This window comes from Oscillibacter valericigenes (assembly GCF_016902445.1).
Classification (GTDB): domain Bacteria; phylum Bacillota; class Clostridia; order Oscillospirales; family Oscillospiraceae; genus Oscillibacter; species Oscillibacter avistercoris.
Genome location: NZ_JACSNX010000019.1, coordinates 22,290 through 46,201, shown reverse-complemented (window position 1 = coordinate 46,201; position 23,912 = coordinate 22,290). Strand labels below are relative to the sequence as shown.

Below are 23,912 nucleotides of genomic sequence, written 5' to 3'. Positions count from 1 at the left end.
CCGAATTCACTTCGGGCGATTTGAGTCTGATCACGGGGTCCCCGGAGAAAGCGGAGCTTTCTGTGGGGCCAGCAGCTCCATAAAGCCGGACAGGGTCCGGGGGGTCATTTTTGCCGTGGTGATCGCTCCTTTTCTTGGGGTTCTTGTGTGGAGGCGGAAAAATAAACGCTCCCGTCCCCTGGCTTTGGGACGAGAGCGTCTTCCGCTTCGTGGTGCCACCCAAATTCAAGGCCCTGCGGGCCTCCTTTTGCCTCCTGTGGTACGGGGAGGGTGCCGTGGGCGTCTCCGCCCCCGCTCCGCCGCTGTCCTTCGTCCAGGCCGGCCGGGCCGCTCTCAGCGGTGCGCCCCTCTCTGTGGGGCCGGCGATTGGAGTACTGCTGCGGCATCCGCGCGGTATCTCGGTTGCTTCCAGTGATTGTATGCGTTTTTGGGGAAAATGTCAAGCGATGGGGCGGTTGGAGGGATTGACGATGCATCGCCAGTCCAGATCGCCCCGGGCCAGGCCCAGCACCAGCACCTCCGCCGTGGCGATGTTGCTGGCAAAGGGGATGTTGTTCTTGTCGCACAGGCGGGAGATGTAGGAGATGTCCCCCGCCATGGCCTCGTTGTTAGGGTCGTTGAAGAAGAGCACCAGATCGAACTCGTTGTAGGCGATGCGGGCCCCGATCTGCTGGCTGCCGCCGTGGGCGTAGGACAGGAAGCAGTGGACGTTCAGTCCGGTGGCGTCGGCCACCATGTGGCCGGTGGTGTTGGTGGCGTAGATGTTGTGGTGGGAGAGAATACCGGCGTAGGCGGTGCAGAACTGCACCATCAGCTCCTTCTTGTTGTCGTGGGACATGAGGGCGATATTCATGAAAGACTCCTTTCTCTATCTGATCCGCAGCAGAGGGACCCGTTCCCCCTGGAGGCGTTTCGCAATATTGCGGTAGGCGGAGGCGGCGCTCTGGCCGTCCGCCAGCAGGATGGGTACGCCCCTGTTCATGCACAGGGGCAGGGCATCGTCTTCTGGGACCACCCCCAGCAGCGGCAGGCCGGCCTTGTCGATGGCATCGTCAATGGTGGCGTGGAGCTGGCGCAGCAGCTTCTTCCGCACCCGATTCACCACCAGATGGAGGGTGCCGGCGGGAAACCGGTCCAGCTCCATCACCGTATGCTGTGCGTCCCGCAGGGAGGAGGCGTCTGCCGTGGTCACCACCACGCAGCGGTCCGCACCGCAGGTGGCCAGCTGGAAGCCGGTGCCCAGCCCTGCCGGGGCGTCCAGCAGGCAGAAGTCGAATTGTTTGCGGACCTCCTGCAGAAGGGCAGTCATCTGGGCCTCCGACACCGGACGGCCCCGCAGGCGGGCGGGGGCCGTGAGCAGGAACAGGCCGGGGACCTTTGGATGCTCCACAGCGGCCAGATCCAGCGTGCAGCGGCCCTGGGCCACATCGGAGAAGTCCATCAGCGTCCGGTCAGAGAGCCCCAGTGCCAGATCCAGGTTCCGCAGGCCGATGTCGCAGTCCAGGCAGAGGACCCGGCGGCCGGACTGTGCCAGCGCCGCGCCGACTCCGGCGGTAAAGGATGTCTTTCCGGTGCCGCCCTTTCCGGACACGACGGCAATGCACTGCCCCGGAGACTTCATGACGGCACCTCCCATGCTACTTGCTCATAAATGTATTATAATGGATTCTTCTTGATTTTTGCAAACATTCTCGGATATTTTTCCGGGGTTTTTTTCGCTTTTTCCACGATGATCAGCCGGTGCCGCACCTGTGTTCCGGGGATCACATAGTCCCGGACCGCTGCAACGGCCCCGCCAAGGGTCGCGATGGCGTGTCCGGCGGAGGCCAGCTCCTGATCGGATTCCACGGATTTCATGGCCAGGAACTTCCCGCCGGGCCGCACCAGGGGCAGGCACAGCTCGCACAGCACCGGCAGGGCAGCCACCGCCCGGGAGACCGCCAGGTCATAGGATTCCCGGTGGGCGCCGGCAAATTCCTCCGCCCGGCTGTGGATGCAGGATACATCCGTGAGGCCCAGCTCCCGGCAGACCGACTCCAGAAACTGGACGCGCTTGCCCAGAGAGTCCAGCAGCGTCAGCCGGATGGTGGGCTCCAGGATCCGCAGGGGCAGGCCGGGGAAGCCGGCGCCGGTGCCCACGTCCACCACGGACTTGCCGTGGAAGTCCTCCAGCGTCAGCAGGGCGGCGCTGTCCAGAAAGTGGAGGGCAGCCACGTCCCGGGGCTCTGTGATAGCGGTGAGGTTCATCACCTTGTTGGTCTCCAGCAGCAGCTCCCCATACCTGCACAGGGCGGGGATCCCGTCCGCAGGAAGCCCCATGGCCGCCAGACCGGATTGCAGATACTGCTCCATCATGTCCTCTCTTTCAGCAGGTCCCGGATCTCTATCAGCAGCTGTTCCTCACGGGAGGGCTGGGGCGGCGGGGGAGTGGCGTCCTCCTCTTTTTTGTGAAGGCGGTTGAGCGCCTTGATGATGCAGAACACCACAAAGGCCATGATCAGGAAGTTGAGAACGGCGTTGAGGAAGCTGCCCAGCATCAGGGCACCTCCTCCGGGCAGCTGGATGGACAGAGCGGCCAGCGCCGCATTGTCCCCGGCAAAAATGCCCAGGATCGGGTTCAGGATGTCATTTACCAGGGAGTCTGTGATGCCCTTGAATGCGCCGCCGATGATGACGCCGACGGCCAGGTCCATCACATTGCCCCGGGCAATGAACTTTCGGAATTCGGCCAGAAAGCCGGTGGTCTTTTGGCTTAGATGAGACATGGGATTCTCCTGTGTGAAGATATGCTCCGGACGGGCGCCGCCAGCCAGGACAAGGGAAGCCACAGTCCCTTGTGCCGCAGCGGTTTGCGGGGCCAGACCGGGCTGGAGCCGCTGGAGCAGGGGGAATGTGGGCTTCCGCTGCGCTGGCGGTGTCTCCAGCGTCTGGAAAGCGGTTTGACAAATTGTATTATTTTATGAATATATTACAATTTGGAATTATTTCTTGGGGATCAGGACTTCCGTGCCGCCCATATAGGGGCGAAGGACCTCCGGGATACGGACGGTGCCGTCGGCCTGGAGGTTGTTCTCCAGGAAGGCGATCAGCATCCGGGGCGGCGCCACGCAGGTGTTGTTCAGGGTGTGGCACAGCTGCATCTTGCCGTTCTCGTCCTTGTAGCGGATGCGCAGCCGCCGGGCCTGAGCGTCGCCCAGGTTGGAGCAGGAGCAGACCTCGAAGAACTTCTGCTGGCGGGGGGACCAGGCCTCGATATCGCAGGACTTCACCTTCAGGTCCGCCAGGTCGCCGGAGCAGCACTCCAGCTGCCGGACCGGGATGTCCATGGACCGGAACAGTTCCACGGACATCTGCCACAGCTTCTCGTACCAGTCCTTGGACTCCTCAGGCTTGCAGACCACGATCATCTCCTGCTTCTCAAACTGGTGAATGCGATAGATGCCCCGCTCCTCGATGCCGTGGGCGCCCTTCTCCTTGCGGAAGCAGGGAGAGTAGGAGGTGAGGGTCTGGGGCAGGCTCTCGGCAGGCAGGATCTGGTCGATGAACCGGCCGATCATGGAGTGCTCGCTGGTGCCGATGAGATACAGGTCTTCGCCCTCGATCTTGTACATCATGCCGTCCATGTCGGTCTGGCTCATGACGCCCTCCACCACGTTTCCGTGGATCATGAAGGGGGGGATGCAGTAGGTGAAGCCCTTGTTGATCATGAAGTCCCGGCCATAGGCCAGTACCGCCTCGTGGAGCCGGGCGATGTCCCCCAGCAGGTAGTAGAAGCCGCTGCCGGACACACGGCCTGCGGCGTCCAGGTCGATGCCGCCGAAGGACTCCATGATGTCCACGTGGTAGGGGATGGGGAAGTCGGGGACCTTGCATTCGCCGAACCGCTGGACCTCCACATTCTCGCTGTCATCTTTGCCGATGGGCACGGAGGGATCGATCATCTGGGGGATCAGCAGCATGTCGTGGTGGAGCTTGGCCTCCAGTTCGGTCTCCTGCCGCTCCAGTTCCGCCAGACGGTCCGCCTGTTCCTTTACCTGGGCCTTGACGGCCTCGGCCTCTTCCAGCTTGCCGGGGTCCTTTTTGGCCTGACCCATCAGCATACCGATCTGCTTGCTCAGCTGATTCCGGTTGGAGCGGAGCTGATCTGCCTCCGCAATGGCAGCCCGGCGCCTGGCGTCCAGCTCCAGGACCTCATCCACCAGGGGCAGCTTGGCGTCCTGGAACTTCTTCTTGATGTTCTCTCGTACGGCATCGGGATTCTCCCGAATGAATTTGATATCCAGCATGGTTTCTCTCTCCTTAAACGTAAGTTGATGGTTTCACGTGAAACGGCGGTCAATGGGCGGCTGCTGTGCGGGATTCCACGGCATCCTTCAGCTGGGCGTACCGCTGCGCAGGCGGTGTGATCCCCTCGCCCGCCGTATCCGGCAGGGCGGCTGCGTAGCCGTTGGCCTCAAAGGCCTCGATGCTGGCCTGACAGCCGGCCAGGTCGCCGGCGGAGTATTGCTGCTGCAGGGTGTACAGGGCCAAAAGGGCCTCGGCTTCCTGCTGTGCGTCCGTCAGCTCCTGGCTGGATGCTTCCGCCTGGCTCTCCAGTTCATCGATGGTGTCCTGGGCGTCATCCAGCTGGCCCTGCAGGTCCAGCAGCGCATCCTGCGTGGTCTGGATCTCCTGCATGGCGCTGACGGAGTCCTGCAGCTCGCCCAGAACCTCGGAATTGCTGCGCTGGTGCATCAGGAAGGACAGGGCCATCAGCAGGAAGGCCACAATGAACAGGATCATAATATAGATCACAACGGGCTTCTTCCCGGAGGGCTTGTCCTCCGGGGCGGGAGATGGGGCCTCCGCTTCACCGCCGCTGCGTTTTTCGAATTTCATGGTCTACCGTCCTTTCGGGATCAGGGTGTTTCCTGTTTTTTGGAGCGGAGGAGCGCCAGAGCCTCCAGAAGGTCGTTCAGGTCATCGATGCCGTAGTATTCCAGCTCGATCCGGCCCTTTTTCCGGCCGGTGACGATCCGGACGCCCCGGCCCAGCTTGGAGCTCAGCTCCTTCTGGGCTTCGGCCGCATAGTCCACGGCTCCGAGGTCTGCGGGCTTTGGCGCCTTCGGCTCCGCAGCCAGGCGCTTGGCCAGGGCTTCTGTCTGCCGGACGGACAGTCCGCCGGCGAGGATCGCGCTGGCGGCCTTCTCCTGCAGGGCAGGGGAGAGGGGCAGCAGCGCCCGGGCGTGACCGGCGGAGAGACGGTCCTCCTCCACCAGCTTGGCCACAGAGGGGGTGAGATTCAGCAGCCGGAGGGCATTGGTGACGGTGCTGCGGGACTTGCCCACACGCTGGGCTGCCTCCTCCTGGGTCATGTGATATGTCTCGATGAGGGATCGGAAGCCGGCGGCCTCCTCCATGGGGTTCAGGTCCTCCCGCTGGAGGTTTTCAATCATGGCCAGCTCAGCCGCCTTGCGGTCGTCGGCCTCCATGACGATGACAGGGACCTCCTGCAGCCCGGCCAGGCGGGCAGCCCGCCAGCGGCGCTCGCCGGCGATGATCTGATAGTAGCCGGAGGCCAGCTTGCGGACGGTGAGGGGCTGGATGATGCCGTGCTCCCGGATGGAGTCGGCCAGCTCGGCCAGCGCGGCCTCGTCAAAATGCTTCCGGGGCTGGGAGGAACAGCTCTCCACCTGGGCGATGGGGAGGTAGAGGCTTCCGGTGGTCTCGGCCTTCAGGACGTCGTCGCCCAGCAGGGCGCCGAGGCCCCGGCCAAGTCCGGAGGGTTTCTTGGATGCCATGGGAACGCTCCTTTCCAGAGAGAATCAGGCACTTTGCTTTTTCAGGAACTCCGCCGCAAAGGCGGTATAGGCCTCCGCGCCGCGGGAGGTCCGGTCATAGGCGGTGATGGGCTTGCCGTGGCTGGGCGCCTCGCTGAGGCGCACATTCCGGGGGATCACCGTGGCGTAGACCTTGCCGGGGAAGTAGTGCTTCACTTCCTCCGCCACCTGCAGGGCCAGATTGGTGCGCCCGTCGAACATGGTCAGCAGGACGCCGTCCAGCTCCAGCTGCGGGTTCAGGGAACGGCGGACGATCCGCACCGTGTTCATCAGGTCGCTGAGACCCTCCAGGGCGTAGTATTCCCCCTGGACCGGCACCAGAATGGAGTCTGCGGCACAGAGCGCGTTCAGCGTCAGCAGCTCCAGAGAGGGCGGGCAGTCAATAAAAAGAAAGTCATAACGGTCCTTGAGCCGGGCCAGCGCGTCCTTCAGCAGGAACTCCCGGCGGTCCATGGCGATCAGCTCCACGCCCGCCCCGGCCAGGGCCTTGTTGGAGGGAAGAACGTCGCCGTATTTCGTGTGGACGACGGCATCCTCCACCGGGATCTCACCGATGAGGGCGTCATAGACGCCCTTGGAGACGGTCTTGTCCACGCCCATGCCGGAGGTGGAATTGGCCTGGGGATCGAAATCACAGAGCAGGACCCGCTGCCCGGCCTCTGTCAGGGCCGCAGCCAGGTTGACACAGGTGGTCGTTTTTCCGACGCCGCCCTTTTGATTGACGATTGCGATGGTTTTTGCCACAAAGGCACCTACTTTCTGAACATACCGTGTGAACAGGAAATGCTTGCAGATATCTATTATAACAAGGCATCCCGGCACATGCAAGGCAAAAAGAGAAAAACCGCGGGAAATGTTTCACGTGAAACAGCGGAAAAAAAGAAAGACGGATGTTTCACGTGAAACATCCGTCCGGTGTCAGGAAAGCAGCAGACAGCCCCGGGGGGGAAGCTCCAGAACGAGCCGTCCGGCATCAGGGGCAAAAGAGCTGCCGGAGAGAAGATCCTGCGCGGAATCGGCAGCCCAGGGAAGCTCCAGAGAACAGGGGGAATCTGAGGCATTCACGGCCGTCACCAGCCGCACCTGCCCGTCCTCTCTGGCAAAGGCCAGCAGGGGACCTGCCGTACAGAGCCAGCGGAGCGCCCCGGTCTGCAGGACAGGGTAGCCGTTCCGGAGAGCACCCAACCGGGAGAACCAGGCAAGAAGATCCCGGTCCTCATGGCCCCAGGGATAGGTCCCGCGGTTCAGGGGGTCCTCAAAGCCCTCCATCCCGGCCTCGTCTCCGTAATAGATCATCGGGGAGCCGGGAAAGGTGAACAGCACCAGAGATGCCAGCCGCAGCTTTGCCGCAGCCCTGCTCCGCTCCCAGGGGAGCAGGCGGTAGTCCGCCCGGTCCGCCTTGCTCTCCGGCGTATGGTCCGTACCCAGAAGCGTCAGGATGCGGGGAGTGTCATGGGTGCCTAGAAAATTCATGGCGGAATAGAACGCCGCCGGAGGATAGTTCTCCCGCAGGGTCTCCATGGCCTCCCGGAAATCATCGGCGTCGCCGCCGCGGAGATAGGCCAGCAGAGCGGTGCGGAAGGGATAGTTCATCAGCCCGTGGGTCTCGCTGCCCAGCAGATACTGCCGCCGCTGGGAGTAGGAGATCTTGTTGGAGCCATCTTCCCACACCTCGCCGATGAGAACGCTGTCCGGGGCGGTCTCCTCCATGGCGGCACGGATCTTCACCAGAAACCAGTCCGGCAGCTCATCCGCCACGTCCAGCCGCCAGCCGGAGGCTCCGGCCCGCAGCCACCGGCGGATGATGGAGTTCTCCCCATCAATGATAAAGTCCACGTAGGAGGGGGCCGACTCCTCCACTGCCGGCAGGGTGTGGATGCCCCACCAGGAGTCATAGGAGTCCGGCCAGTGGAGGAAGCGGTACCAGCTGTACCAGGGAGAGTCCTGACTCTGGGCGGCGCCCAGGGTGGGATACCAGCCGTCTGCATTGAAATAGACGCTCTGAGAGCCGGTGTGGTTGAACACACCGTCCAGGATCACCCGCATGCCCCGCTCCTTCGCCTGGGCGCAGAGGGCACGGAAATCGTCCTCGGTCCCCAGCATGGGATCGATCTTCGTATAGTCCGCCGTATTGTAGCGGTGGTTGGAGGCGGACTCAAAAATGGGGCACAGGTACAGGGTGGTGACGCCCAGGGCCTTCAAATCGTCCAGCTTCGACGTGATCCCCGTCAGGGAGCCGCCGAAAAAGTCCCGGTTGCGGATCTCACCGTCCGGGTCCGGCCGCCACTCCGGCGTGTCGTCCCAGTCCTGATGGACCCAGCGGCGGCCCACCAGCCCGTCCGGATTCGGCACAGACAGGCGGCAGAAGCGGTCTGGAAAAATTTGGTAAGTCACGCCGGCGCCGAACCAGCCCGGCGTGCGGCTTTCCCGGTAGACCGTCAGCTGCCAGGGATCTGTCTCCCCGTCGCTGCGGTAGCCGGTCTTATCCAGAACACAGCCGGTGCCGTCCTCCCGCCAGAAGCGGAAGTGATACCAGACCAGCTCCGGCTGGGGCGGGGCACTGAAGACGCCGGAAAAACAGATCCGCTCGCCGGCAGGGCCCTCCAGGGACAGCTCCAGCTCCTGCCGGGTGCCGGAGAACTCACAGACAGCGACCAGCGCACAGTGAGAGAAATGCTCCGAGGCCAGGGGACGGCAGTGAAAGGTGACCGCTGTGCCGCAGACCGCAGCGCCGAAGGGCTCCTTGCACAGGTCACAGCGGGGGTCAAAGACAAAGGGTTCGCTCATGGGGACAGATCTCCTTAGGGAAGCAGTTGATTTTCGCCGGTGACGGAACTGGTGTTCGTATCGGCGGAGAAGTAGGCGTTGAGGATCGCCACACCGGTGGAGGCCACATTGGCGCCCCAGGTGGCGTGCTCGATGACGATGGCAACGGCGATCTCAGGGTCGTCATAGGGGGCGAAGCAGACGAACACGCCGTTTTCCGTCTGATCACCGCCCAGCTGAGAGGTGCCTGTCTTGGCGCCGGCGGTGACCACGCAGTTCCGGAAGGCGTTGTACACAGAGCCGCCGGGCTGGGTGTAGCCCAGCATGCCTCTCTTCACGGCATGCAGCGTGGAGTCGGAAATGGAGACCACCCGCTCCGGCTTGGTCTCGCCCACAGTCACCACTTCCGTATTGTCATAGGTCTTTACGGCCTTCAGCAGATGGGGCTGGCAGAATTCCCCGCCGGAGACCAGCGTGGCGATGTAGTTGGCCAGCTGCAGCGGCGTGTAGGCCTGGTTGGCCTGGCCGAAAGCGGCCCAGGGGGCCCGGTCCTGCCCCTCCGGGTTTTCCGGGAGGGTCCCGGCGGCGTCGCCGATCTCGATATCGGTATGCTCTCCCAGTCCGAATGCCTGAAGATATTCCAGATAGGTGTCCATCCCCAGCTCATAGCCCATCTCGGCGAAGAAGTAGTTGCAGGACCGGGTGATGGCCTCCGTGATATTCAGGCGGCCATGGTCACCGCCGGCGCAGTTGATATAGCTGTGGGTGGGGTCGTTGGGATAGTACCAGCGGTAGGGCGTGCGGATCCGCTCGGTGGGGGAGATGAGCCCCTCCTCCAGCGCCGCCACGGCCGTCAGAGGCTTGATGGTGGAGCCGGGGGCATAACGGCCCTGGGTGGCCCGGTTGTTGAAGGGGCGGTTGGGGTCGGCGTTCAGGGCAGCGTAAATGTCACTCTGCCGGAAGGTGGCCAGATCGTAAGTGGGATAGGAGGCCATGGCCAGGACCTCCCGGGTGTCCACGTCCAGCACCACAGCGGCACCGCCGCGGGATTCCACGGGGTCGCTTTCATTCATTGCCGTGATGGTGGCGGCCAGGGCGTCCTCCGCTGCCTGCTGGAGGTCCAGGTCGATGGTCAGCTCCACCGTGTTGCCGGGAACCGGCTCGGTGGAGTAGTACTCGCCGGTGATCTTGCCCTCCTCGTTCATGGACACCACCCGGACGCCGTCGCTGCCCTTCAGGTAGGATTCAAAGGCAGCCTCCACACCGGACTTTCCCACATAGTCGTCCCAGGCGTAGCCCTCGCCCAGGGCCTCCTTCTCCTCCGGGCTGCCGATGCTGCCCAGATATCCCAGGATATGCGCCCCGTAGGTCGTCTCGTACTCCCGGACGGAGGAGGGGGTGATCTTGGCGCCGGCGTAGTCTCCGTCGTTCAGCAGGGAGATCAGCTCCACGTCCACATCCTCCGCCAGCACATAGGCCTCTGCATTGGAGAGATTCCGGCTGCGGATCTCGTACTGGATGCCCAGCACCAGCCGGGCTTCCTCCACGGAAAAGGCGGCGGAGAGGCCGAAATCCTCCTGCATCTGGGCGATCAGGCGGGTGGCGGAGAGGCCGGAGCGCGTGAGCAGCGTATCCGTCAGCTGATCCGAGGTCAGCTTCTCCAGCAGGGCATCGGCCTTTTTGCGGTCCGTGTCCAGCCGCTCATCCTCCAGGATGTCGTCAGCGGGATTGCTGCGGTCCCCGTCCTCATCCACGGTCTCCAGCAGGGAGGGGTGCGCCAGCAGATAGTCCCCCAGGGCGTCAGCCGCTTCGTCCAGGCTTTTCAGATAGGTGAGAAAGCGGCCCTTGTCCGTGCTGCCGAGGGAATCCAGCTGATAGGAGAAGGGAGAGGTGCGGGTGATGGGCAGGTAATCCGCCCAGCTGATCCCCCGGCTCTGACACAGCTGCAGCAGGCGCAGGATGGCCTCGTTGGCATCCTCGCCGTCGTCCAGCAGCGAGGCGTCGAACGTCAGATTATAGGAGGACCGGCTGGACACCAGAACTTTTCCGTTGCGGTCGGTGATGTTGCCCCGGGCGGCCTCCACCGGCTCCGACCGGGCAATGCTGCGGACGGAGCTGGCGTAATAAGTTTCGTAATCGTTGACCTGGGTGTCATACAAGACGCCCAGAAACACCGCCATCACGGCGAGGAACAGGCCTGCCAGGATATACAGGCGAAGGTTGCGGGGTTGCTTTTGATCCATGGGTACTCCTTCTTAGTCGTCCAGATGGGTCCGGCGGAATACAGCGGAAAACAGCAGCACCACCGGGATGATCAGCAGGATGGAGACACCGACCTCCTGTGCGAAAAGGCGGGCGCCGGCAGCCCAGGCGTTCTGCCCCCGGGCCCACAGCAAAAAGCAGTGGAACAGGTCTGTGAAGAAAAAGCCGGTGACAGAGGTGACGGCGGCACAGAGGAAGCCGGCCGGCAGCAGGTTTTGGGAGACCAGCGCCGCGCACAGTCCGACTGCCGGGAAGACCAGCGTGTAGAAACAGGGGATAAAGGCCGGCAGCAGCAGATCGCAGAGCACCCCGACCGTCAGTCCGTAGACAGAGCCGGGAAGCGGCCCTTCATACATCCCCACCACAGCCACCAGGATGGGAAAGACAAAGGGGATGACGCCCCAGAGGCTGATCCGCTGGAGCACGCCGCCCTGCAGCAGGAAGAACACTGCGGTGGCCCCGGCGTACAGGGCCCATTTGAAGATCGTCTCATTGCGCGCCAGCAAGGCGGGACCTCCTTTCCGAAAAAGACGCCGAGCGGATGCGCTCAGGTCTGGATATCAAAGGATTTGATGACAAAGACCTCCACAAGCTGGTCGAAGTCCGCCTCCGGCACCAGCACCGCATAGGAGGAGGCGCCGGAGTCGCTCAGCTGGACCTCTTCCACCGTGCCGATGGAGAGGTCCGGGGGATAGTAGCCTCCCAGGCCGGAGGTGACCACCAGGTCACCGCCCAGCAGCTGGCAGTCCGCCGGAAGATAGTCCAGCCGCAGGCGGTTCTCCCGCATCAGGGAGAAGTCGCCCACCGCCAGGCCCAGGTCGTTGGTGCGGAACACCTGGGCGCCCAGAGAGGTATCGGTGTCCACGATGGTGAGGACGGTGCACCAGTTCAGCCCCACCGTGCTGACCACGCCCACCAGGGCATAGGTCTCGTCGATGACGCAGTCCCCCACCTCCACACCGTGGTCGGTGCCCACATTCAGCGTCAGAGAGGAGGACCAGTTGGTGACGCTCCGCTCTGTGACAGCGGCGGTCTCCAGCTCCAGATCGTAATTCTGGGGCCGCAGGTTCAAAAGCTGCCGGAGGCGGGCGTTCTCCTCGTTGTTCGTCTCCGCCAGCCGATTCTTCGCCCGGAGAATGGCGTTTTCCCGCTTCAGGGCGGCGTTCTCCTCTTCCAGCGCGGTGACGTCCTGGTAGTAGTTCTGCTTGTCTGAGATCCAGTCTGCGACCGCCGTGTAGGCGGACCGGAAGGGAGACGCGATGATCCCCGCCAGATTGGACAGGGGGGAGGAGGTATTGGAGAAAAAGGACATGAGAGCCAGCGCCACGGAGATCACCGCCGTGGCAAACAGGACCCAGATGCCGTGCTCCCTGAAAAATTTCTTCACAGAAAACCCTCCTGATCCGTGGTCAGTGGAAGAAGCGGACGCCGAATCGCTCCAGCATCCGGCTCAGCCGCAGGACCGGCAGCCCCATCACATTGAAAAAGTCCCCGTCCAGCCGCTCCACCAGCAAGGCACCCAGGCCCTGGACGCCGTAAGCCCCGGCCTTGTCCATGGGCTCGCCGGTGCGGATGTAGCCCCGGAGCTCCGCCTCCGCAGCGGGGCGGAAATACACGTCGGTGGACTCGCTCTCCGTCAGGATCTCATCCCCCCGGCGGACAGTGACGCCGGTACACACCGTGTGCCGGCGGCCCTGAAGGGCCGTCAGCATCCGCAGGGCGTCTGCCTCATCGGCGGGTTTGCCCAGACGCGCGTCGTCCAGAAACACCATGGTGTCCGCGGTGATGACGATCTCGTCCGGTGCGCAGAGGGCGGCGGCCGCGTCGGACTTCTCCCGGGAGATGTACTCCACCGTCTCCCGGGGGGAGAGGCCGGCGGGATACGTCTCCTCCGTCTGAGGCACCCGGACGTCAAAGTCCGTGATGCCGATGCGCTGCAGCAGCTCCTGCCGCCGGGGAGAGCCGGAGGCCAAAACGATCTTCGCCATGATCCGCCCTCACTTTCCCGTGGAGCCGAAGCCGCCCCGGTCGGGGCCGTCCAGGTGCTCCACCCTGGTGAAGGTCAGCCTGGGCTGGTTCTGCACGATGCGGAACTGGCAGATGCGGGCGTTTTTCTCGATGGTCACGTCCCGGGTGGCGTAGGCGGGCATCCGCCACTGGTCGCCGTCGCCCCGGTAGGTGTAATCCACCACGCCCATGGAGTTGGTCTGCAGGATGCCGTAATTTTTAAATGTGGAACTGCGGGGAACGATGTGGGCCTCATAGCCCTCAGGCAGGGCGATGGCGACCCCCAGGGGGATCAGGCGGAACTCCCCCGCCTTCATGGTGACGGTCTCTGCTGCGTGGAGGTCGATCCAGTCGGATTTGCCCTCCACATAGCACAGCTCGTCGATGTCGTCTGTGAAATATTTTACCTTGATCTCTTCCATGTCAAACTCCAAAAACAAATACGGTTTGTATAATATTCAATAAAATTTATGTATTGTATAGAAAAATGAGGGAGTATCGGGCTGTTGGGTGCCTCGCTGGCTGAACGGGTGCGGCTTGCCGTTCGGCTGTGTAAGGTGCGGAGGGGCCGCCGAACGGCGGCCAGGGGGGTGTCTGCTCCCGCAGGGGGCTTGTCCAGCGGGGATGCGCCCCCCCATTTTCTTTTCCATCTTGTGGAAAAGAAAACGGGCCGTGCACGGTCCAAAAGAAAAGACCGCTTTGGTCGCAACTTTGCACATGCGTGCAAAGTTGCTGTGCGAGGGTCGGCGTGAGAGGGTGCCTGCGGGTTTGCGAGGACTGTACGACAGGCGCGGCGGGGTGCCGCAGAGACTTGACAGTTGATTCCCGCGGCGCGGGTGCCGACGGCATCGGGTTGCAAGAACGCATTTGACCAGCTTCTCTTTCCGCGCGTTCCGCTTGCCCGCAAGGGGCACGCCGCATCCGTAAGCGGCAAAGCCGCCAACGGCTGCGCAGTCGCTACGCGCTGCCCGGGTGGTCGTAGGAGCTGCTGCATTGCCCTATGCCGAAGCCTTCATCAACTACCGGCCAGCGGCAGCGAAAATCGGCGCAGCATGTATCCCTGACTTCCCCGGGCCAAAGGTTTCCCCAAGGGCGGGGCGTTTCCGTCCCTGACTGCTGCGAGGGACAGCCAGCCTTCCCCCGCCGGCGGCAGGAGGTCTGCGCCTGCGCAGACCGACCCGCCGAAGCGCCTTTTTCTCTTCCACCGGGCGCGGCGCATTCTCTTTTTGGGCAAGACCAAAAAGAGAATGGGGGGCGCATCCCGCATGGACAATGCCCCCTGCGGGAGCAGGAGCCCAGTTGCCGCCTCCCGGCAGCCCGGCTCGCGGGACTCCTTACTCCACGCCCCGCTCGTAGAGCCCCCGGGTGAAATCACCGGCTGCGGGCGCGCCGTCCAGATAATTTTGCGCGATGCGGACACATTCCTCCGCCGTCTCCGTGGTGAACCGGAGGCGGGCAAGAGAAAGGCCCAGCCGCTGATAGTCCGGCCGGTCCGCCAGATACAGCGGCTTGCTGTTCTGGATCTCCGTCCGGTGGCCGTAGGCCGGCAGCAGAGGGAAGGCGGCGCCGGTGCGGTCCTTCAGGACCGTGGGCCGGCAGCAGGGCCCGTCTTTCGGCACACAGGCGCCCTGCCGGTCCAGGCGGCAGCCGGTCTCGTTCTGTACCAGGCAGTTCTCCGTGATCATCAGGGGCAGACGGCCGTAGACGATGGCCTCCGCCGGCAGGACTTTCTTCAGGTCCCGGATCTGGGCGAACCGCAGCTCAAAGGACACGCAGGCGCTCTCCAGCCCCTTCTCCTTCAGATAGGCCAGGGACCGGGAATTGAACACGTTCAGGCCGTAGTCGCCGTAGAGGCGGAAGTCCATCCCCCGCACCAGGGGCAGATGGCCCAGGTTCCCGATCAGCACACCGGTGAAGCCCAGGGCGCGGGCCCGCTCCAGCTGGGAGCGGAGTGCCGGCTCGTCCCGCTCCCGCCACACCCGGGGCAGGACGGCGCACCACTCCGGGCCTTCTCCCGGAAGGGTCTCCAGCCGGGAGACCTCTTCCAGCGGGACGTAGATCCGGGCGGGACGAGCCATGTTCAAGAGGGCGGGGGAGAGCTGGTCCAGCCGGGCCACGGACAAGGTGAACTGGGGTGTCTCTGCAGAGCAGTCGATATCCGGCAGAAGCGGCGCCGGCAGCTCTCGGCGCTTGGGCGGCGCGGTGCGGGCGGCGGTAAGGGCCGTCAGGGCATCCCGCCGCAGGGCGTTGACGGCGCTGGCAGGGAGAGACAGGCCCTCGTCCACCAGCGTGACCACGTTGTCACAGCGGTAGGCGGTGCCGCCGGTTTTGCGGAGGCGGGCCTCCAGCTCCAGCCCGTCCAGGGCCCGGGTCCGGGCGGCCTCCGGCACCGGGCCGGTGACCGTCACCGTGTGGCCGTCCCGGTCCGACGCCGTCAGGGCGCAGGGGGCTCCCGCCGTGACCGAGCAGGAGAGATCCACCGGCACCGTCCGCAGGTTGTCCTTTTCATAGGCCCGGCGGGCCTCGTCAAAGAGGTCCTTGGGGTCCGGGGCATTTTCCGGCCGGGTTCCAAACATGGCGGCGCCGTGCCGGCCCCGCCAGTAGCCGTCGGTGAAGCCGGAACGGGAAAAGGCCCGCTCCAGCTCCGCCCGCTCGGCGTCGGTGGGACCGCGGCCCTCCTCCAGCAGGCGGGCGTAGATGCGGGTGATGACGGCCACGTACTCCGGCCGCTTCATGCGGCCCTCCAGCTTCACGCAGGCCACGCCCATGTCCGCCATCTCTCCCAGCCGGTCCGCCAGACAGCTGTCCTTCAGACTCAGGGGATAGGTGTTTTTGGCAGGGCCGTTGACCCCGTAGGGCAGGCGGCAGGGCTGGGCGCACCGGCCCCGGTTGCCGGAGCGGCCCCCGATGAGGGCGCTCATCTCGCACTGGCCGGAGTAGCACATGCACAGAGCCCCGTGGGCGAAGACCTCCACCTCCACGGGGCAGTTCTCGCAGATGGTCCGGGTGTCCTCGGCGGAGCACTCCCGGGCGATGACCACCCGCTCGCAGCCGTCGGCGGCGATCTCCCGGGCACCGCCGGAGGTGAAAAGGCTCATCTGGGTGCTGGCGTGGAGGGGCAGGTCCGGCAGGGCGCGGCGCAGCAGATCGAACAGGCCCCAGTCCTGCACCAATACGGAATCCACCCCCAGGCGGGCAGCCTTCCGGGCGGTCTCCAGGGCCGATGGCAGCTCCCGGTCCGTCACCAGGGTGTTCAGGGTCAGAAAGACCCGGACGCCCCGCTCGTGGCAGTAGACCAGGGCGTCGGCGAATTCCTGGTCAGAAAAATTCTTCGCCCCCCGGCGGGCGTTGAAGGCTCCCCAGCCCAGGTACACCGCGCCCGCGCCGTTCTGGACCGCTGCCCGCAGAGCCTCCGGCGAGCCGGCGGGGGAGAGGAGTTCCGGCCTCATCCCCGGTTTTTGCTCAGAGCGTCCAGCTTCTGCTGGAGGCGGAAGACCTCCCGCTTCAGCTCGCTGGCCTCGCTCTGAGCCCTGCCGGCCTCATCCAGATAGCCTTTGATCTGACCGCGGAGCTGGTCCGCCTCTGCCTGGGCCTTGAACAGCTCGTCGGTGATGTTGACGGCGGTGAGAACGGCGGCGTCCGTCCGGCCCACCTTGGAGCTGTCCAGGATCTCCGCCATCTTGTCGTTGACATAGGCCCCCACCCGCTGCATATAGGAGGAGGGCTCCTCTGCAATAAAGGTGAGCTCCTCCCCGCAGATGTTGACGACCACACGATTTGCCATAAACAACTTCCCCCTCGTCGGTAGATTGATCAGCGGCAGGGCAGATGCCGCCCATTATCATAAATTGTAGTATATCATAGGAAAAATGACAGCGCCACAGAAAAACGGGAGGTTTCGAAAAAATTCACATTTCCGGAGGCGGAAAGACCGCCCCGGGGAGTTTTTTGACAGGGCTTGTCCTGCCGGGGAAAATCGTGTAGAATAAGGGAAGCTCAAAAAGAGGGGAGGGGCGGAGGATGCCCAGCTGTCTGGTACATACCGGGGACGAGAGCGTCACCCTGTCTGCGGCCACGGTGAAGCGGCTGCTGGACCGGGGGGACGGAGACGCGGCGCTGCTGTATCTGGCGCTGCTGCGGCATCAGGGCACCGTGCCGCCCCGGTCCCTGGCGGGGGAGCTGCGGTGGGACCGCAGCCGCATCGAGGCGGCGGAGGCCGTCCTGCGGGAGCTGGGGCTGGTGGCCCCGGCGGAGACGCCCCCCGCCCCGGCGGAGGAGCGGCCCGTCTACCAGCAATCCGAAGTGGCAGAGCGGCTGGAGGAGAGCGGTGCGTTTCAGGCACTGGTCCGGGCGGTGGAGGGGAAGCTGGGAAAGAAGCTCACCACCGCGGATGTGGGGGTCCTGCTGGGACTGACCGATTATCTGGGCCTGCCGGAGGATGTGGTATATCTCCTGGTCTGCCACTGTGCGGAACGGGTGAGCCGCCGGTTCGGCCCGGGCCGCCGCCCCGGCATGAAGCAGATCGAGAAGGAGGGCTACGCCTGGGCCCGGATGGGTATCGACACCCAGTCGGCGGCGGATGCCTATCTCAGGGCTTACGCCCGGCGGCAGGGGGCGCTGCCCCAGTATATGCGGGCTTTGCAGCTGGGGGACCGATATCCCGCGCCGTCGGAGGAGAAGTATCTCCTCTCCTGGCAGGAGATGGGCTTTCCGCCGGAGGCGGTGGCCCTGGCCTACGACAAGACCATGCTGAAGTGCCACGAGCTGAAATGGGCCTACTGCAACGGTATTCTGAAGCGGTGGCACGAGGCGGGGCTCCACACGGCGGAGGAGATCCAGGCGGGGGACCGTCCGGCGGCCCGCAGGGCCGAGGGGCAGCTTTCCGGGGATACGGACCGGGAGATGCGCAGATACATGCAGGATCTGCATCGAAACAGGAGGTGATGGGCAGTGGCATATGACGGCAGGGTGATGCGTCAGGCGCTCCAGCGGTTCGAGGAGGACCGCCAGCGGCGGCAGACCCAGTACCAGGAGCGGCGGGAGCGGATCTATGCCCGCCAGCCCCGGCTGCGGGAGATCGACAGTCAGCTGCGCAGCACCATGAGCCGCATCATCACCAGCGCCCTCCGCCACGGGACAGATCCCCGGTCGGCGGTGGCGGTGCTGCGGGATGAGAATCTGAGCCTCCAGACGGAAAAGCGGGAGCTGCTGAAAAAAATGGGCCTGCCGGAGGACGCCCTGGAGGAGGCGCCGGCCTGTGCGCTCTGCGGGGACACCGGCTACCGGGGCGGCCAGATGTGCCGCTGCCTGCGGGCCTACTACGCCCGGGAGCAGCAGAAGGAGCTCTCCCGGATGCTGGATCTGGGCAGCCAGAGCTTTGACACCTTTTCCACGGACTGGTATCCGGACCGCTACGACCGGGACATCGGCGTCACCGTCCGGGAGCATATGGAGACGGTCTATGACATCTGCGGGGACTTTGCCCACCAGTTCGGCAGGCGGCCGGCGAACCTCCTGCTCTTCGGGGCGCCGGGGCTGGGAAAGACCCACCTGTCTGCCGCCATCGCCCGGGAGGTCAGTGAAAAGGGGTTCTCTGTGGTCTATGACACGGCGGGCCATGTCTTCGGGCAGTTCGAGCAGCAGAAATTCGCCCGGGAGGAAGAGGCGGACGACCATGTGGAGCGGGTGCTGAACTGCGACCTGCTGATCCTGGACGACCTGGGGTCCGAGATGACCACGGCCTTTGTCCACAGCGCCCTGTATCAGATCGTCAACACCCGCCTGATGGAGCGCCGCTCCACCATCATCAGCACGAATCTCACGCCCGGTGAGCTGGCCCGGCGGTACACGCCCCAGATCGCCTCCCGGATCGAGGGGGAGTACACCCTGCTGCCCTTTGCGGGGGAGGACATCCGCAGGCTGAAAAAGGAGCGGGCCCAGGGGAATTGAATCACAGGATCTCTTAAGCGAGCAAAAAAGGTCCCGGCCGATCGGCCGGGACCTTTCCGTTTGTGCGTTGAATGATCAGAACTGGGGCAGCTTCCGCACCACGGCGGCGCAGCGGGCGCAGAGGGTGGGATGGTCCGCGTCGGCACCCACGGTGGGGCTGTGCATCCAGCACCGCTCGCACTTTTCGCCGGTGGCCTCCCGGATCTCCACGGTCAGGCCGGGGAAGCTGGCGCCCTGGCCCACGGTGGCGGCGCTGTCCGGCTCCGCGTTGGAGATCTGGCAGTCGGAGACGATGAAGAGCTCCGCCAGATTCAGGCCCATCACCTGGACCAGCGCGGCGGCGGCCGCGTCGTCTCCGGCGTGGAGGGCCACATGGGCCTCCAGGGCCTTGCCGATCTTCTTCTCGGCCCGGGCGGCCTCCAGCACGGCGTTCACATCATCCCGTAGCTTCTCCACGGTGGACCACTTCTCCATGGCCGCCTCGTCCAGGGCGTAGTCCGTGAAGGGCTGGTTCATCTCGTTGAGCACCACGTTCCGCACGTCGTCGCCGCTGCGGTGAGGCATGGCCTGCCAGATCTCGTCGCAGGTGAAGCACAGGATGGGGGCCATGATCTTGGTCATGGTGTCCAGGATCAGGAACAGGGCGGTCTGGGCGCTGCGGCGCTTGAGACCATCGGTCTCCTCGCAGTACAGCCGGTCCTTGATGATGTCCAGATAGAAGTTGGACATGTCCAGCACGCAGAACTCGTTCACCGCGTGGGTGACGGCGTTGAACTCATAGTCGTCATAGGCCTGGAAGCACTTTTCGATGAGGGCGTTCAGGCGGGTGACGGCCCAGCGGTCCAGCTCCTCCATCTCCGCGGCGGGCACCAGGTCGTTGGGGTCGAAGCCGTCCAGGTTGCCCAGGCAGTACCGGGCGGTGTTGCGGAACTTCAGGTAGTTCTGGCTCAGCTGCTTGAAGATGCCGTCGGAGCAGCGCATGTCGGCGTGGTAGTCGGCGCTGGCGGCCCACAGGCGCAGCAGGTCCGCGCCGTATTTGTCGAAGATCTCATAGGGGTCCATGCCGTTGCCCAGGGACTTGTGCATGGCCTTGCCCTCGCCGTCCACGGTCCAGCCGTGGGTGATGCACTCCTTGAAGGGCGCGCCGTTGCCGAAGGCGCCCACGGCGGTCAGCAGGGAGGACTGGAACCACCCGCGGTACTGATCCAGGCCCTCCATATACACGGTGGCGGGCCAGAAGCCCTGATCCCGCTTCATGGCAGCGAAGTGGGTGGAGCCGGAGTCGAACCAGCCGTCCAGAGTGTCCTCCTCCTTGGTGAAGCCGGCCTTGCTCCCGCAGTGGGGGCAGGTGAAGCCCTCCGGCAGGATCTCCTCCGCCTCCTTGGCGAACCAGGCGTTGGAGCCCTCCTTCTCAAACAGGGCGGAGATGGCGGCGATGGTCTCATCCGTGCAGATGGGCTTGCCGCAGTCCTTGCAGTATACTACGGGGATGGGCAGGCCCCACCGGCGCTGGCGGGAGATGCACCAGTCGGTCCGCTCCCGGATCATGGCCTTCATCCGGTCGATGCCCCAGCCGGGGACCCAGCGCACGTCGTCGCAGGCGGCGCAGGCCTCGTCCTTGAAGGAATCCACGGAGCAGAACCACTGGGGCGTGGCCCGGAAGATGATGGGGTGCTTGCAGCGCCAGCAGTGGGGATAGCTGTGGACGATGTCCTCCTGGGCGAAGAGCATGCCGCTCTCCTTCATGTCCGCCAGGATCACGGGGTTGGACTCGTCGGTGCTCATGCCGGCGTACTTGCCGGCGTAGTCGGTGTGGCGGCCCTGGTCGTCCACGGGCACCACCATCTCGATGCCGTAGCGCTTGCAGGTCTGATAGTCGTCGGCGCCGAAGCCGGGGGCGGTGTGGACGCAGCCGGTACCGGAGTCCATGGTGACATAGTCTGCCAGCACCAGGCGGGAGGTCTTGGGCAGGAAGGGGTGGTCCGCCAGCATGCCTTCGAAGAAAGAGCCGGGGTGGGTCTCCAGGATCTCATAGCCGTCGAAGCCGCCCAGCTTCATGACCTTGTCCGTCAGGGCCTCGGCCATGATATAGACCTCTCCGTTGGAGGCCTTCACCAGGGCGTAGGACTCGTCGGGGTGCAGGGCGATGGCCAGGTTGCCCGGCAGGGTCCAGATGGTGGTGGTCCAGATCACGAAGAACAGCCTGCTGTGGTCCACGCCGGACAGCTTGCCGCAGTCGTCGTGCATGGGGAACTTCACGTACACGGTGGTGCAGGGGTCGTCCTGATACTCGATCTCCGCCTCGGCCAGGGCCGTCTCGTCGTGGGGGCACCAGTACACGGGCTTGAAGCCCTTGTAGATATAGCCCTTCTTGTACATGGCACCGAACACCTTCACCTCCTCGGCCTCAAAGCCGGGATTCATGGTGAGATAGGGGTGCTCCCAGTCGCCGATGACGCCCATCCGCTGGAAGCCCTCGCTCTGGACATCCACATAGTGCTGGGCATAGGCGTGGCAGGCGGAGCGGAACTCCGGCACGCTCATGGCCTTGCGGTTGAGCTTCTGCTCCTTGATGATGGCGGACTCGATGGGCATGCCGTGGTTGTCCCAGCCGGGGATATAGGGGGTGTAGTAGCCCCGCATGGCGTAGGACCGGGTGATAAAGTCCTTGATGGACTTGTTCAGGGCGTGGCCCATGTGCAGGGCGCCGTTGGAGAAGGGAGGGCCGTCGTGCAGGGAGAAGAGGGGCTTGCCCTCGTTCTTCTTCAGCAGTTCCTTGTAGACGTCCTGCTCCTGCCAGCGTCTGAGCATCTCCGGCTCCCGCTTGGGCAGACCTGCCCGCATGGGGAAGTCGGTCTTCGGCAGATTGATGGTCTTGTTGTAATCCATATGTTTCCTCCTATCTTTAAACCAGTCAGTGAATGTTCATTGATACCGGGTGAGAACGATCCTGCAGTTCCGGCACAGAAAGGCCCGGGGGCGTGTGACCAGCCCCAGCTTTCCGCCAAGAGGCACATCGCTCCGTTGAGTGGGAACGGGAAGGCCGGACACGGCCTCCGACCAGAAGACGGGGGAGCCGCTGCTCAAATAGCCGGCCTCCATGGGCTTTTGACAGTAGGGGCAGTTCATGGTCGTACACACCTGCCTTTTGAGCAAAATAAAAACGCTTTGTCTCTTTTCCAAGAGACAAAGCGTTTTGAAAACACTCTGCGGTACCACTCTCGCTGCCGTCCCCTCACGGGGAGCGGCCCCTCAATGCCCGCTGTCACGGGCCGATGCTGTAACGGGCATCGATCGTCCTTGCCTACTCGCGTCGTCTTTCAGCAGGAGGCTCCAAGGTGATTTTCACCATCCGCCCCTCGCCGCCTCGCACCAAACGGCGGCTCTCTTGGCAGGGATCGAAAGGCTACTCGTCCTTTTCCACGCCGGAATGTTCAGTTTACCGAATCATCGTATCACATTTTTGCGGTTTGTCAAGGCGGTTTTTATAAAAATACCGGTTCAGCCGACCTTGCTCTGGACCGGGACCAGATCCCAGCCCAGCCAGCGGCCCTGATCGTCGTAGTTCCGGGCGGTGCGGCTGGCTTCACAGTAGAGGGACAGCACGTCGTGGCAGTATGCGGGCAGGGAGCCGCTGCCGGTGCACACCAGGCGGCAGTTGCCCGCGATGCCGTCGAACCGGCAGACGCCCTCGGCATCCAGAGACCAGGAGAAGGTCTCGCCGGCCTCCGGGTCGGAGAAGGTGACGGTGTAGGCGGTCTCTTCGTCCAGCGGCGCGTCGGTGGAGACCACCACTGCCCCGGCCGGGGCGGCATAGGGGCTGTTCCAGAGAAGGGACCACAGGTCCAGGTAAGCGGCCTCGCCGGCGCCGTCCATGGTCCGGCCGTCCGGCGCGGTGACGGACACATGGGGCAGGGCCGTCCGCCCTGCCGTGGGGTCCGGGACAGCCACCGTATCCTCCGGGGCGGCGGGGACATAGGCGATGTTCGGCTCGATCCGCAGGGCGCCGTCCTGGAAGGTCACGGCACAGAAGGAAGTCTGGCCGGCATCGTCCTCACAGCGGTAGATCAGCCGGACCGGACCCGGTCCCTCCTGCTCCACAGCCACCAGCGTTCCGCCGTTTTCCAGGCAGGCGCCGGGCGTCACCTGATAGAGGGCGCCGCCTGCGCCCCGGCAGTAAAAGGAGAACGAGTTCTGCCACTCCGCGATCTCCCAGGCCAGCTCGGCCGTCCCGTCGCCGTCCAGATCCAGTGCCACCGGGTCAAATGTGGCGCGGAGCGTGCGCAGGGACCCGTCCGGATCGAACCAGCAGTAGTCATAGGTGTAGATCCCCGCGGGGTTGGCATACCGCAGCAGAAAGCCCGTTTTCCCCAGTACGCCGTCGAAAGGCGTGAGGGTGGGGTTGACGGCGAAGGCGGCGGACGCGCTTGTCCCGTCAGAGAGCCGGACAAAGCGGAACCAGCCCTGGTCCGGGCGCACAAAAGCGCCATCGATCCGGCCCTCCGCCGCGGCGTAGAGCCTGATGATGGTGCCGTCTTGCAAGGTACATTCCGCCAGGACGGCGGACATCTCCGCCGGATCCACAGGGACGGTCATGCCGTCCGTTGCCTGGGTGTCCGCCCGCTCCAGATCTGTCAGGGGGATGATCCGGACGGCCGGCGTCTCCCCGTAGTGGACGGTCTCCTCCTCCAGGGAGTGAGGAACGGCGGGCCGCGGCTCACCCCTGGAGGAGACCGCCGCGGCGGATAGAGTCAGGACAGTGGCCAGCAGCAGACAGAGCAGCGCCGGGCCGCGCCGGTGTGACATCGATGGAACGCCTCCTTAGGCGGCATCCGCCGCCGGAGTGAGGCCGAAAGGCCCCGCAGGGTCATTGATAGCGGTATTGCTTGCAGGCGTATTGGTCCACGCAGTTCAGAAACATCTCATGGCTGCGGAATTCCAGCAGCTGGCAGTCCTTTTCCTCATGAAAGGAAACGATGCGCCGCTTGGTATCCACCCACATGCGCCAAAGCGTGGCGGCAGCCGGATTTTGTTCCATGGAAAAAGACCCCCTCTGATGTTAAATCCCTCTCTACTTATTAAGACGAAGAAGGCGGGCGTTTTGTTTCA

The 23,912-nt window shown here is 64.3% G+C and carries 22 protein-coding genes and 1 other annotated feature; of the genes, 2 read left to right on the top strand and 20 right to left on the bottom strand.

All coding sequences use genetic code 11. From position 1 onward, the window contains the following. Nucleotides 1-439 precede the first annotated feature (439 nt). The 16 genes from H9X91_RS11025 to H9X91_RS10950 form a co-directional block, all read right to left on the bottom strand. The gene (locus H9X91_RS11025; RefSeq protein ID WP_204805067.1) at nucleotides 440-853 is read right to left on the bottom strand and encodes a methylglyoxal synthase; all 414 of its coding nucleotides are present in this window, start codon (nucleotides 851-853) and stop codon (nucleotides 440-442) included. Nucleotides 854-868: 15 nt separating this feature from the next. Beyond that, nucleotides 869-1,621 carry a septum site-determining protein MinD gene (gene minD / locus H9X91_RS11020; protein WP_204805066.1) on the bottom strand — a complete coding sequence of 251 codons (753 nt, stop codon included), beginning with the start codon at nucleotides 1,619-1,621 and terminating at the stop codon, nucleotides 869-871. A 35-nt stretch (nucleotides 1,622-1,656) separates the two neighbouring features. After that, complete coding sequence (gene rsmG, locus H9X91_RS11015; RefSeq protein ID WP_204805065.1) at nucleotides 1,657-2,352, bottom strand: 16S rRNA (guanine(527)-N(7))-methyltransferase RsmG; 696 nt, start codon at nucleotides 2,350-2,352, stop codon at nucleotides 1,657-1,659. Continuing rightward, nucleotides 2,352-2,765 (bottom strand): large conductance mechanosensitive channel protein MscL, encoded by a 414-nt coding sequence (gene mscL, locus H9X91_RS11010; protein WP_204805063.1) that lies wholly within the window; start codon nucleotides 2,763-2,765, stop codon nucleotides 2,352-2,354. The genes rsmG and mscL overlap by 1 nt, the downstream gene beginning before the upstream one ends. Nucleotides 2,766-2,981: 216 nt before the next feature. After that, on the bottom strand, nucleotides 2,982-4,286 hold the full coding sequence (gene serS, locus H9X91_RS11005) for a serine--tRNA ligase (protein WP_204805061.1): 1,305 nt from the start codon (nucleotides 4,284-4,286) through the stop codon (nucleotides 2,982-2,984). A gap of 49 nt (nucleotides 4,287-4,335) precedes the next feature. After that, nucleotides 4,336-4,878 (bottom strand): hypothetical protein, encoded by a 543-nt coding sequence (locus H9X91_RS11000; protein ID WP_204805059.1) that lies wholly within the window; start codon nucleotides 4,876-4,878, stop codon nucleotides 4,336-4,338. A gap of 20 nt (nucleotides 4,879-4,898) precedes the next feature. Then, the gene (locus H9X91_RS10995; RefSeq protein WP_204805057.1) at nucleotides 4,899-5,780 is read right to left on the bottom strand and encodes a ParB/RepB/Spo0J family partition protein; all 882 of its coding nucleotides are present in this window, start codon (nucleotides 5,778-5,780) and stop codon (nucleotides 4,899-4,901) included. 24 nt (nucleotides 5,781-5,804) lie between these two features. Then, the gene (locus H9X91_RS10990) at nucleotides 5,805-6,563 is read right to left on the bottom strand and encodes a ParA family protein (protein WP_204805054.1); all 759 of its coding nucleotides are present in this window, start codon (nucleotides 6,561-6,563) and stop codon (nucleotides 5,805-5,807) included. Between the two features lie 174 nt (nucleotides 6,564-6,737). Beyond that, nucleotides 6,738-8,606 carry a glycoside hydrolase family 13 protein gene (locus tag H9X91_RS10985; RefSeq protein WP_204805052.1) on the bottom strand — a complete coding sequence of 623 codons (1,869 nt, stop codon included), beginning with the start codon at nucleotides 8,604-8,606 and terminating at the stop codon, nucleotides 6,738-6,740. A gap of 14 nt (nucleotides 8,607-8,620) precedes the next feature. Then, nucleotides 8,621-10,828 carry a penicillin-binding transpeptidase domain-containing protein gene (locus H9X91_RS10980; protein WP_204805049.1) on the bottom strand — a complete coding sequence of 736 codons (2,208 nt, stop codon included), beginning with the start codon at nucleotides 10,826-10,828 and terminating at the stop codon, nucleotides 8,621-8,623. 12 nt (nucleotides 10,829-10,840) lie between these two features. Further along, nucleotides 10,841-11,353, bottom strand: a complete 513-nt coding sequence (locus tag H9X91_RS10975) for a hypothetical protein (RefSeq protein WP_204805047.1) — start codon at nucleotides 11,351-11,353, stop codon at nucleotides 10,841-10,843. 41 nt (nucleotides 11,354-11,394) lie between these two features. Then, nucleotides 11,395-12,234 (bottom strand): rod shape-determining protein MreC, encoded by an 840-nt coding sequence (gene mreC, locus H9X91_RS10970; protein ID WP_204805045.1) that lies wholly within the window; start codon nucleotides 12,232-12,234, stop codon nucleotides 11,395-11,397. A 22-nt stretch (nucleotides 12,235-12,256) separates the two neighbouring features. Then, entirely contained in the window at nucleotides 12,257-12,835 is a 579-nt protein-coding gene (locus H9X91_RS10965; RefSeq protein WP_204805043.1) for a Maf family protein, read from the bottom strand. Nucleotides 12,836-12,844: 9 nt separating this feature from the next. Then, entirely contained in the window at nucleotides 12,845-13,276 is a 432-nt protein-coding gene (locus H9X91_RS10960) for a dUTP diphosphatase (protein WP_204805042.1), read from the bottom strand. 912 nt (nucleotides 13,277-14,188) lie between these two features. Next, entirely contained in the window at nucleotides 14,189-16,303 is a 2,115-nt protein-coding gene (locus H9X91_RS10955) for a U32 family peptidase (RefSeq protein WP_204805041.1), read from the bottom strand. Next, on the bottom strand, nucleotides 16,300-16,638 hold the full coding sequence (locus tag H9X91_RS10950; RefSeq protein ID WP_204805040.1) for a cell division protein ZapA: 339 nt from the start codon (nucleotides 16,636-16,638) through the stop codon (nucleotides 16,300-16,302). Before H9X91_RS10950 ends, H9X91_RS10955 begins: the two co-directional genes overlap by 4 nt. 236 nt (nucleotides 16,639-16,874) lie before the next feature. Here H9X91_RS10950 and H9X91_RS10945 point away from each other — a divergent pair, with 236 nt between their 5' ends. Together H9X91_RS10945 and H9X91_RS10940 are read left to right on the top strand one after the other, a co-directional pair. Next, nucleotides 16,875-17,798 (top strand): DnaD domain protein, encoded by a 924-nt coding sequence (locus tag H9X91_RS10945; protein ID WP_204805039.1) that lies wholly within the window; start codon nucleotides 16,875-16,877, stop codon nucleotides 17,796-17,798. A 6-nt stretch (nucleotides 17,799-17,804) separates the two neighbouring features. Beyond that, complete coding sequence (locus H9X91_RS10940) at nucleotides 17,805-18,803, top strand: ATP-binding protein (protein WP_204805038.1); 999 nt, start codon at nucleotides 17,805-17,807, stop codon at nucleotides 18,801-18,803. A 75-nt stretch (nucleotides 18,804-18,878) separates the two neighbouring features. Here the strand turns inward: H9X91_RS10940 and ileS are convergent, their stop codons facing one another. From ileS to H9X91_RS10920, 4 genes are all read right to left on the bottom strand, one after another. Then, nucleotides 18,879-21,692, bottom strand: a complete 2,814-nt coding sequence (gene ileS / locus H9X91_RS10935; RefSeq protein WP_204805036.1) for an isoleucine--tRNA ligase — start codon at nucleotides 21,690-21,692, stop codon at nucleotides 18,879-18,881. A 36-nt stretch (nucleotides 21,693-21,728) separates the two neighbouring features. Continuing rightward, nucleotides 21,729-21,932, bottom strand: a complete 204-nt coding sequence (locus H9X91_RS10930) for a PF20097 family protein (protein ID WP_204805033.1) — start codon at nucleotides 21,930-21,932, stop codon at nucleotides 21,729-21,731. A 50-nt stretch (nucleotides 21,933-21,982) separates the two neighbouring features. Further along, nucleotides 21,983-22,235, bottom strand: a binding site (T-box leader). Between the two features lie 69 nt (nucleotides 22,236-22,304). Next, a complete protein-coding gene (locus tag H9X91_RS10925; protein ID WP_204805031.1) occupies nucleotides 22,305-23,609 on the bottom strand; it encodes a hypothetical protein in 1,305 nt (434 codons plus the stop codon). 61 nt (nucleotides 23,610-23,670) lie between these two features. Further along, nucleotides 23,671-23,841 carry a hypothetical protein gene (locus H9X91_RS10920; RefSeq protein WP_204805029.1) on the bottom strand — a complete coding sequence of 57 codons (171 nt, stop codon included), beginning with the start codon at nucleotides 23,839-23,841 and terminating at the stop codon, nucleotides 23,671-23,673. Between the last annotated feature and the right edge of the window lie 71 nt (nucleotides 23,842-23,912).

Excerpts from the sequence above, each read along its gene's own strand:
- H9X91_RS11025 (WP_204805067.1), bottom strand. The coding sequence starts at position 853 with ATGAATATCGCCCTCATGTCCCACGACAACAAGAAGGAGCTGATGGTG.
- minD (WP_204805066.1), bottom strand. The coding sequence starts at position 1,621 with ATGAAGTCTCCGGGGCAGTGCATTGCCGTCGTGTCCGGAAAGGGCGGC.
- rsmG (WP_204805065.1), bottom strand. The coding sequence starts at position 2,352 with ATGGAGCAGTATCTGCAATCCGGTCTGGCGGCCATGGGGCTTCCTGCG.
- mscL (WP_204805063.1), bottom strand. The coding sequence starts at position 2,765 with ATGTCTCATCTAAGCCAAAAGACCACCGGCTTTCTGGCCGAATTCCGA.
- serS (WP_204805061.1), bottom strand. The coding sequence starts at position 4,286 with ATGCTGGATATCAAATTCATTCGGGAGAATCCCGATGCCGTACGAGAG.
- H9X91_RS11000 (WP_204805059.1), bottom strand. The coding sequence starts at position 4,878 with ATGAAATTCGAAAAACGCAGCGGCGGTGAAGCGGAGGCCCCATCTCCC.
- H9X91_RS10995 (WP_204805057.1), bottom strand. The coding sequence starts at position 5,780 with ATGGCATCCAAGAAACCCTCCGGACTTGGCCGGGGCCTCGGCGCCCTG.
- H9X91_RS10985 (WP_204805052.1), bottom strand. The coding sequence starts at position 8,606 with ATGAGCGAACCCTTTGTCTTTGACCCCCGCTGTGACCTGTGCAAGGAG.
- H9X91_RS10980 (WP_204805049.1), bottom strand. The coding sequence starts at position 10,828 with ATGGATCAAAAGCAACCCCGCAACCTTCGCCTGTATATCCTGGCAGGC.
- H9X91_RS10965 (WP_204805043.1), bottom strand. The coding sequence starts at position 12,835 with ATGGCGAAGATCGTTTTGGCCTCCGGCTCTCCCCGGCGGCAGGAGCTG.
- H9X91_RS10960 (WP_204805042.1), bottom strand. The coding sequence starts at position 13,276 with ATGGAAGAGATCAAGGTAAAATATTTCACAGACGACATCGACGAGCTG.
- H9X91_RS10955 (WP_204805041.1), bottom strand. The coding sequence starts at position 16,303 with ATGAGGCCGGAACTCCTCTCCCCCGCCGGCTCGCCGGAGGCTCTGCGG.
- H9X91_RS10950 (WP_204805040.1), bottom strand. The coding sequence starts at position 16,638 with ATGGCAAATCGTGTGGTCGTCAACATCTGCGGGGAGGAGCTCACCTTT.
- H9X91_RS10945 (WP_204805039.1), top strand. The coding sequence starts at position 16,875 with ATGCCCAGCTGTCTGGTACATACCGGGGACGAGAGCGTCACCCTGTCT.
- ileS (WP_204805036.1), bottom strand. The coding sequence starts at position 21,692 with ATGGATTACAACAAGACCATCAATCTGCCGAAGACCGACTTCCCCATG.
- H9X91_RS10930 (WP_204805033.1), bottom strand. The coding sequence starts at position 21,932 with ATGAACTGCCCCTACTGTCAAAAGCCCATGGAGGCCGGCTATTTGAGC.
- H9X91_RS10925 (WP_204805031.1), bottom strand. The coding sequence starts at position 23,609 with ATGTCACACCGGCGCGGCCCGGCGCTGCTCTGTCTGCTGCTGGCCACT.
- H9X91_RS10920 (WP_204805029.1), bottom strand. The coding sequence starts at position 23,841 with ATGGAACAAAATCCGGCTGCCGCCACGCTTTGGCGCATGTGGGTGGAT.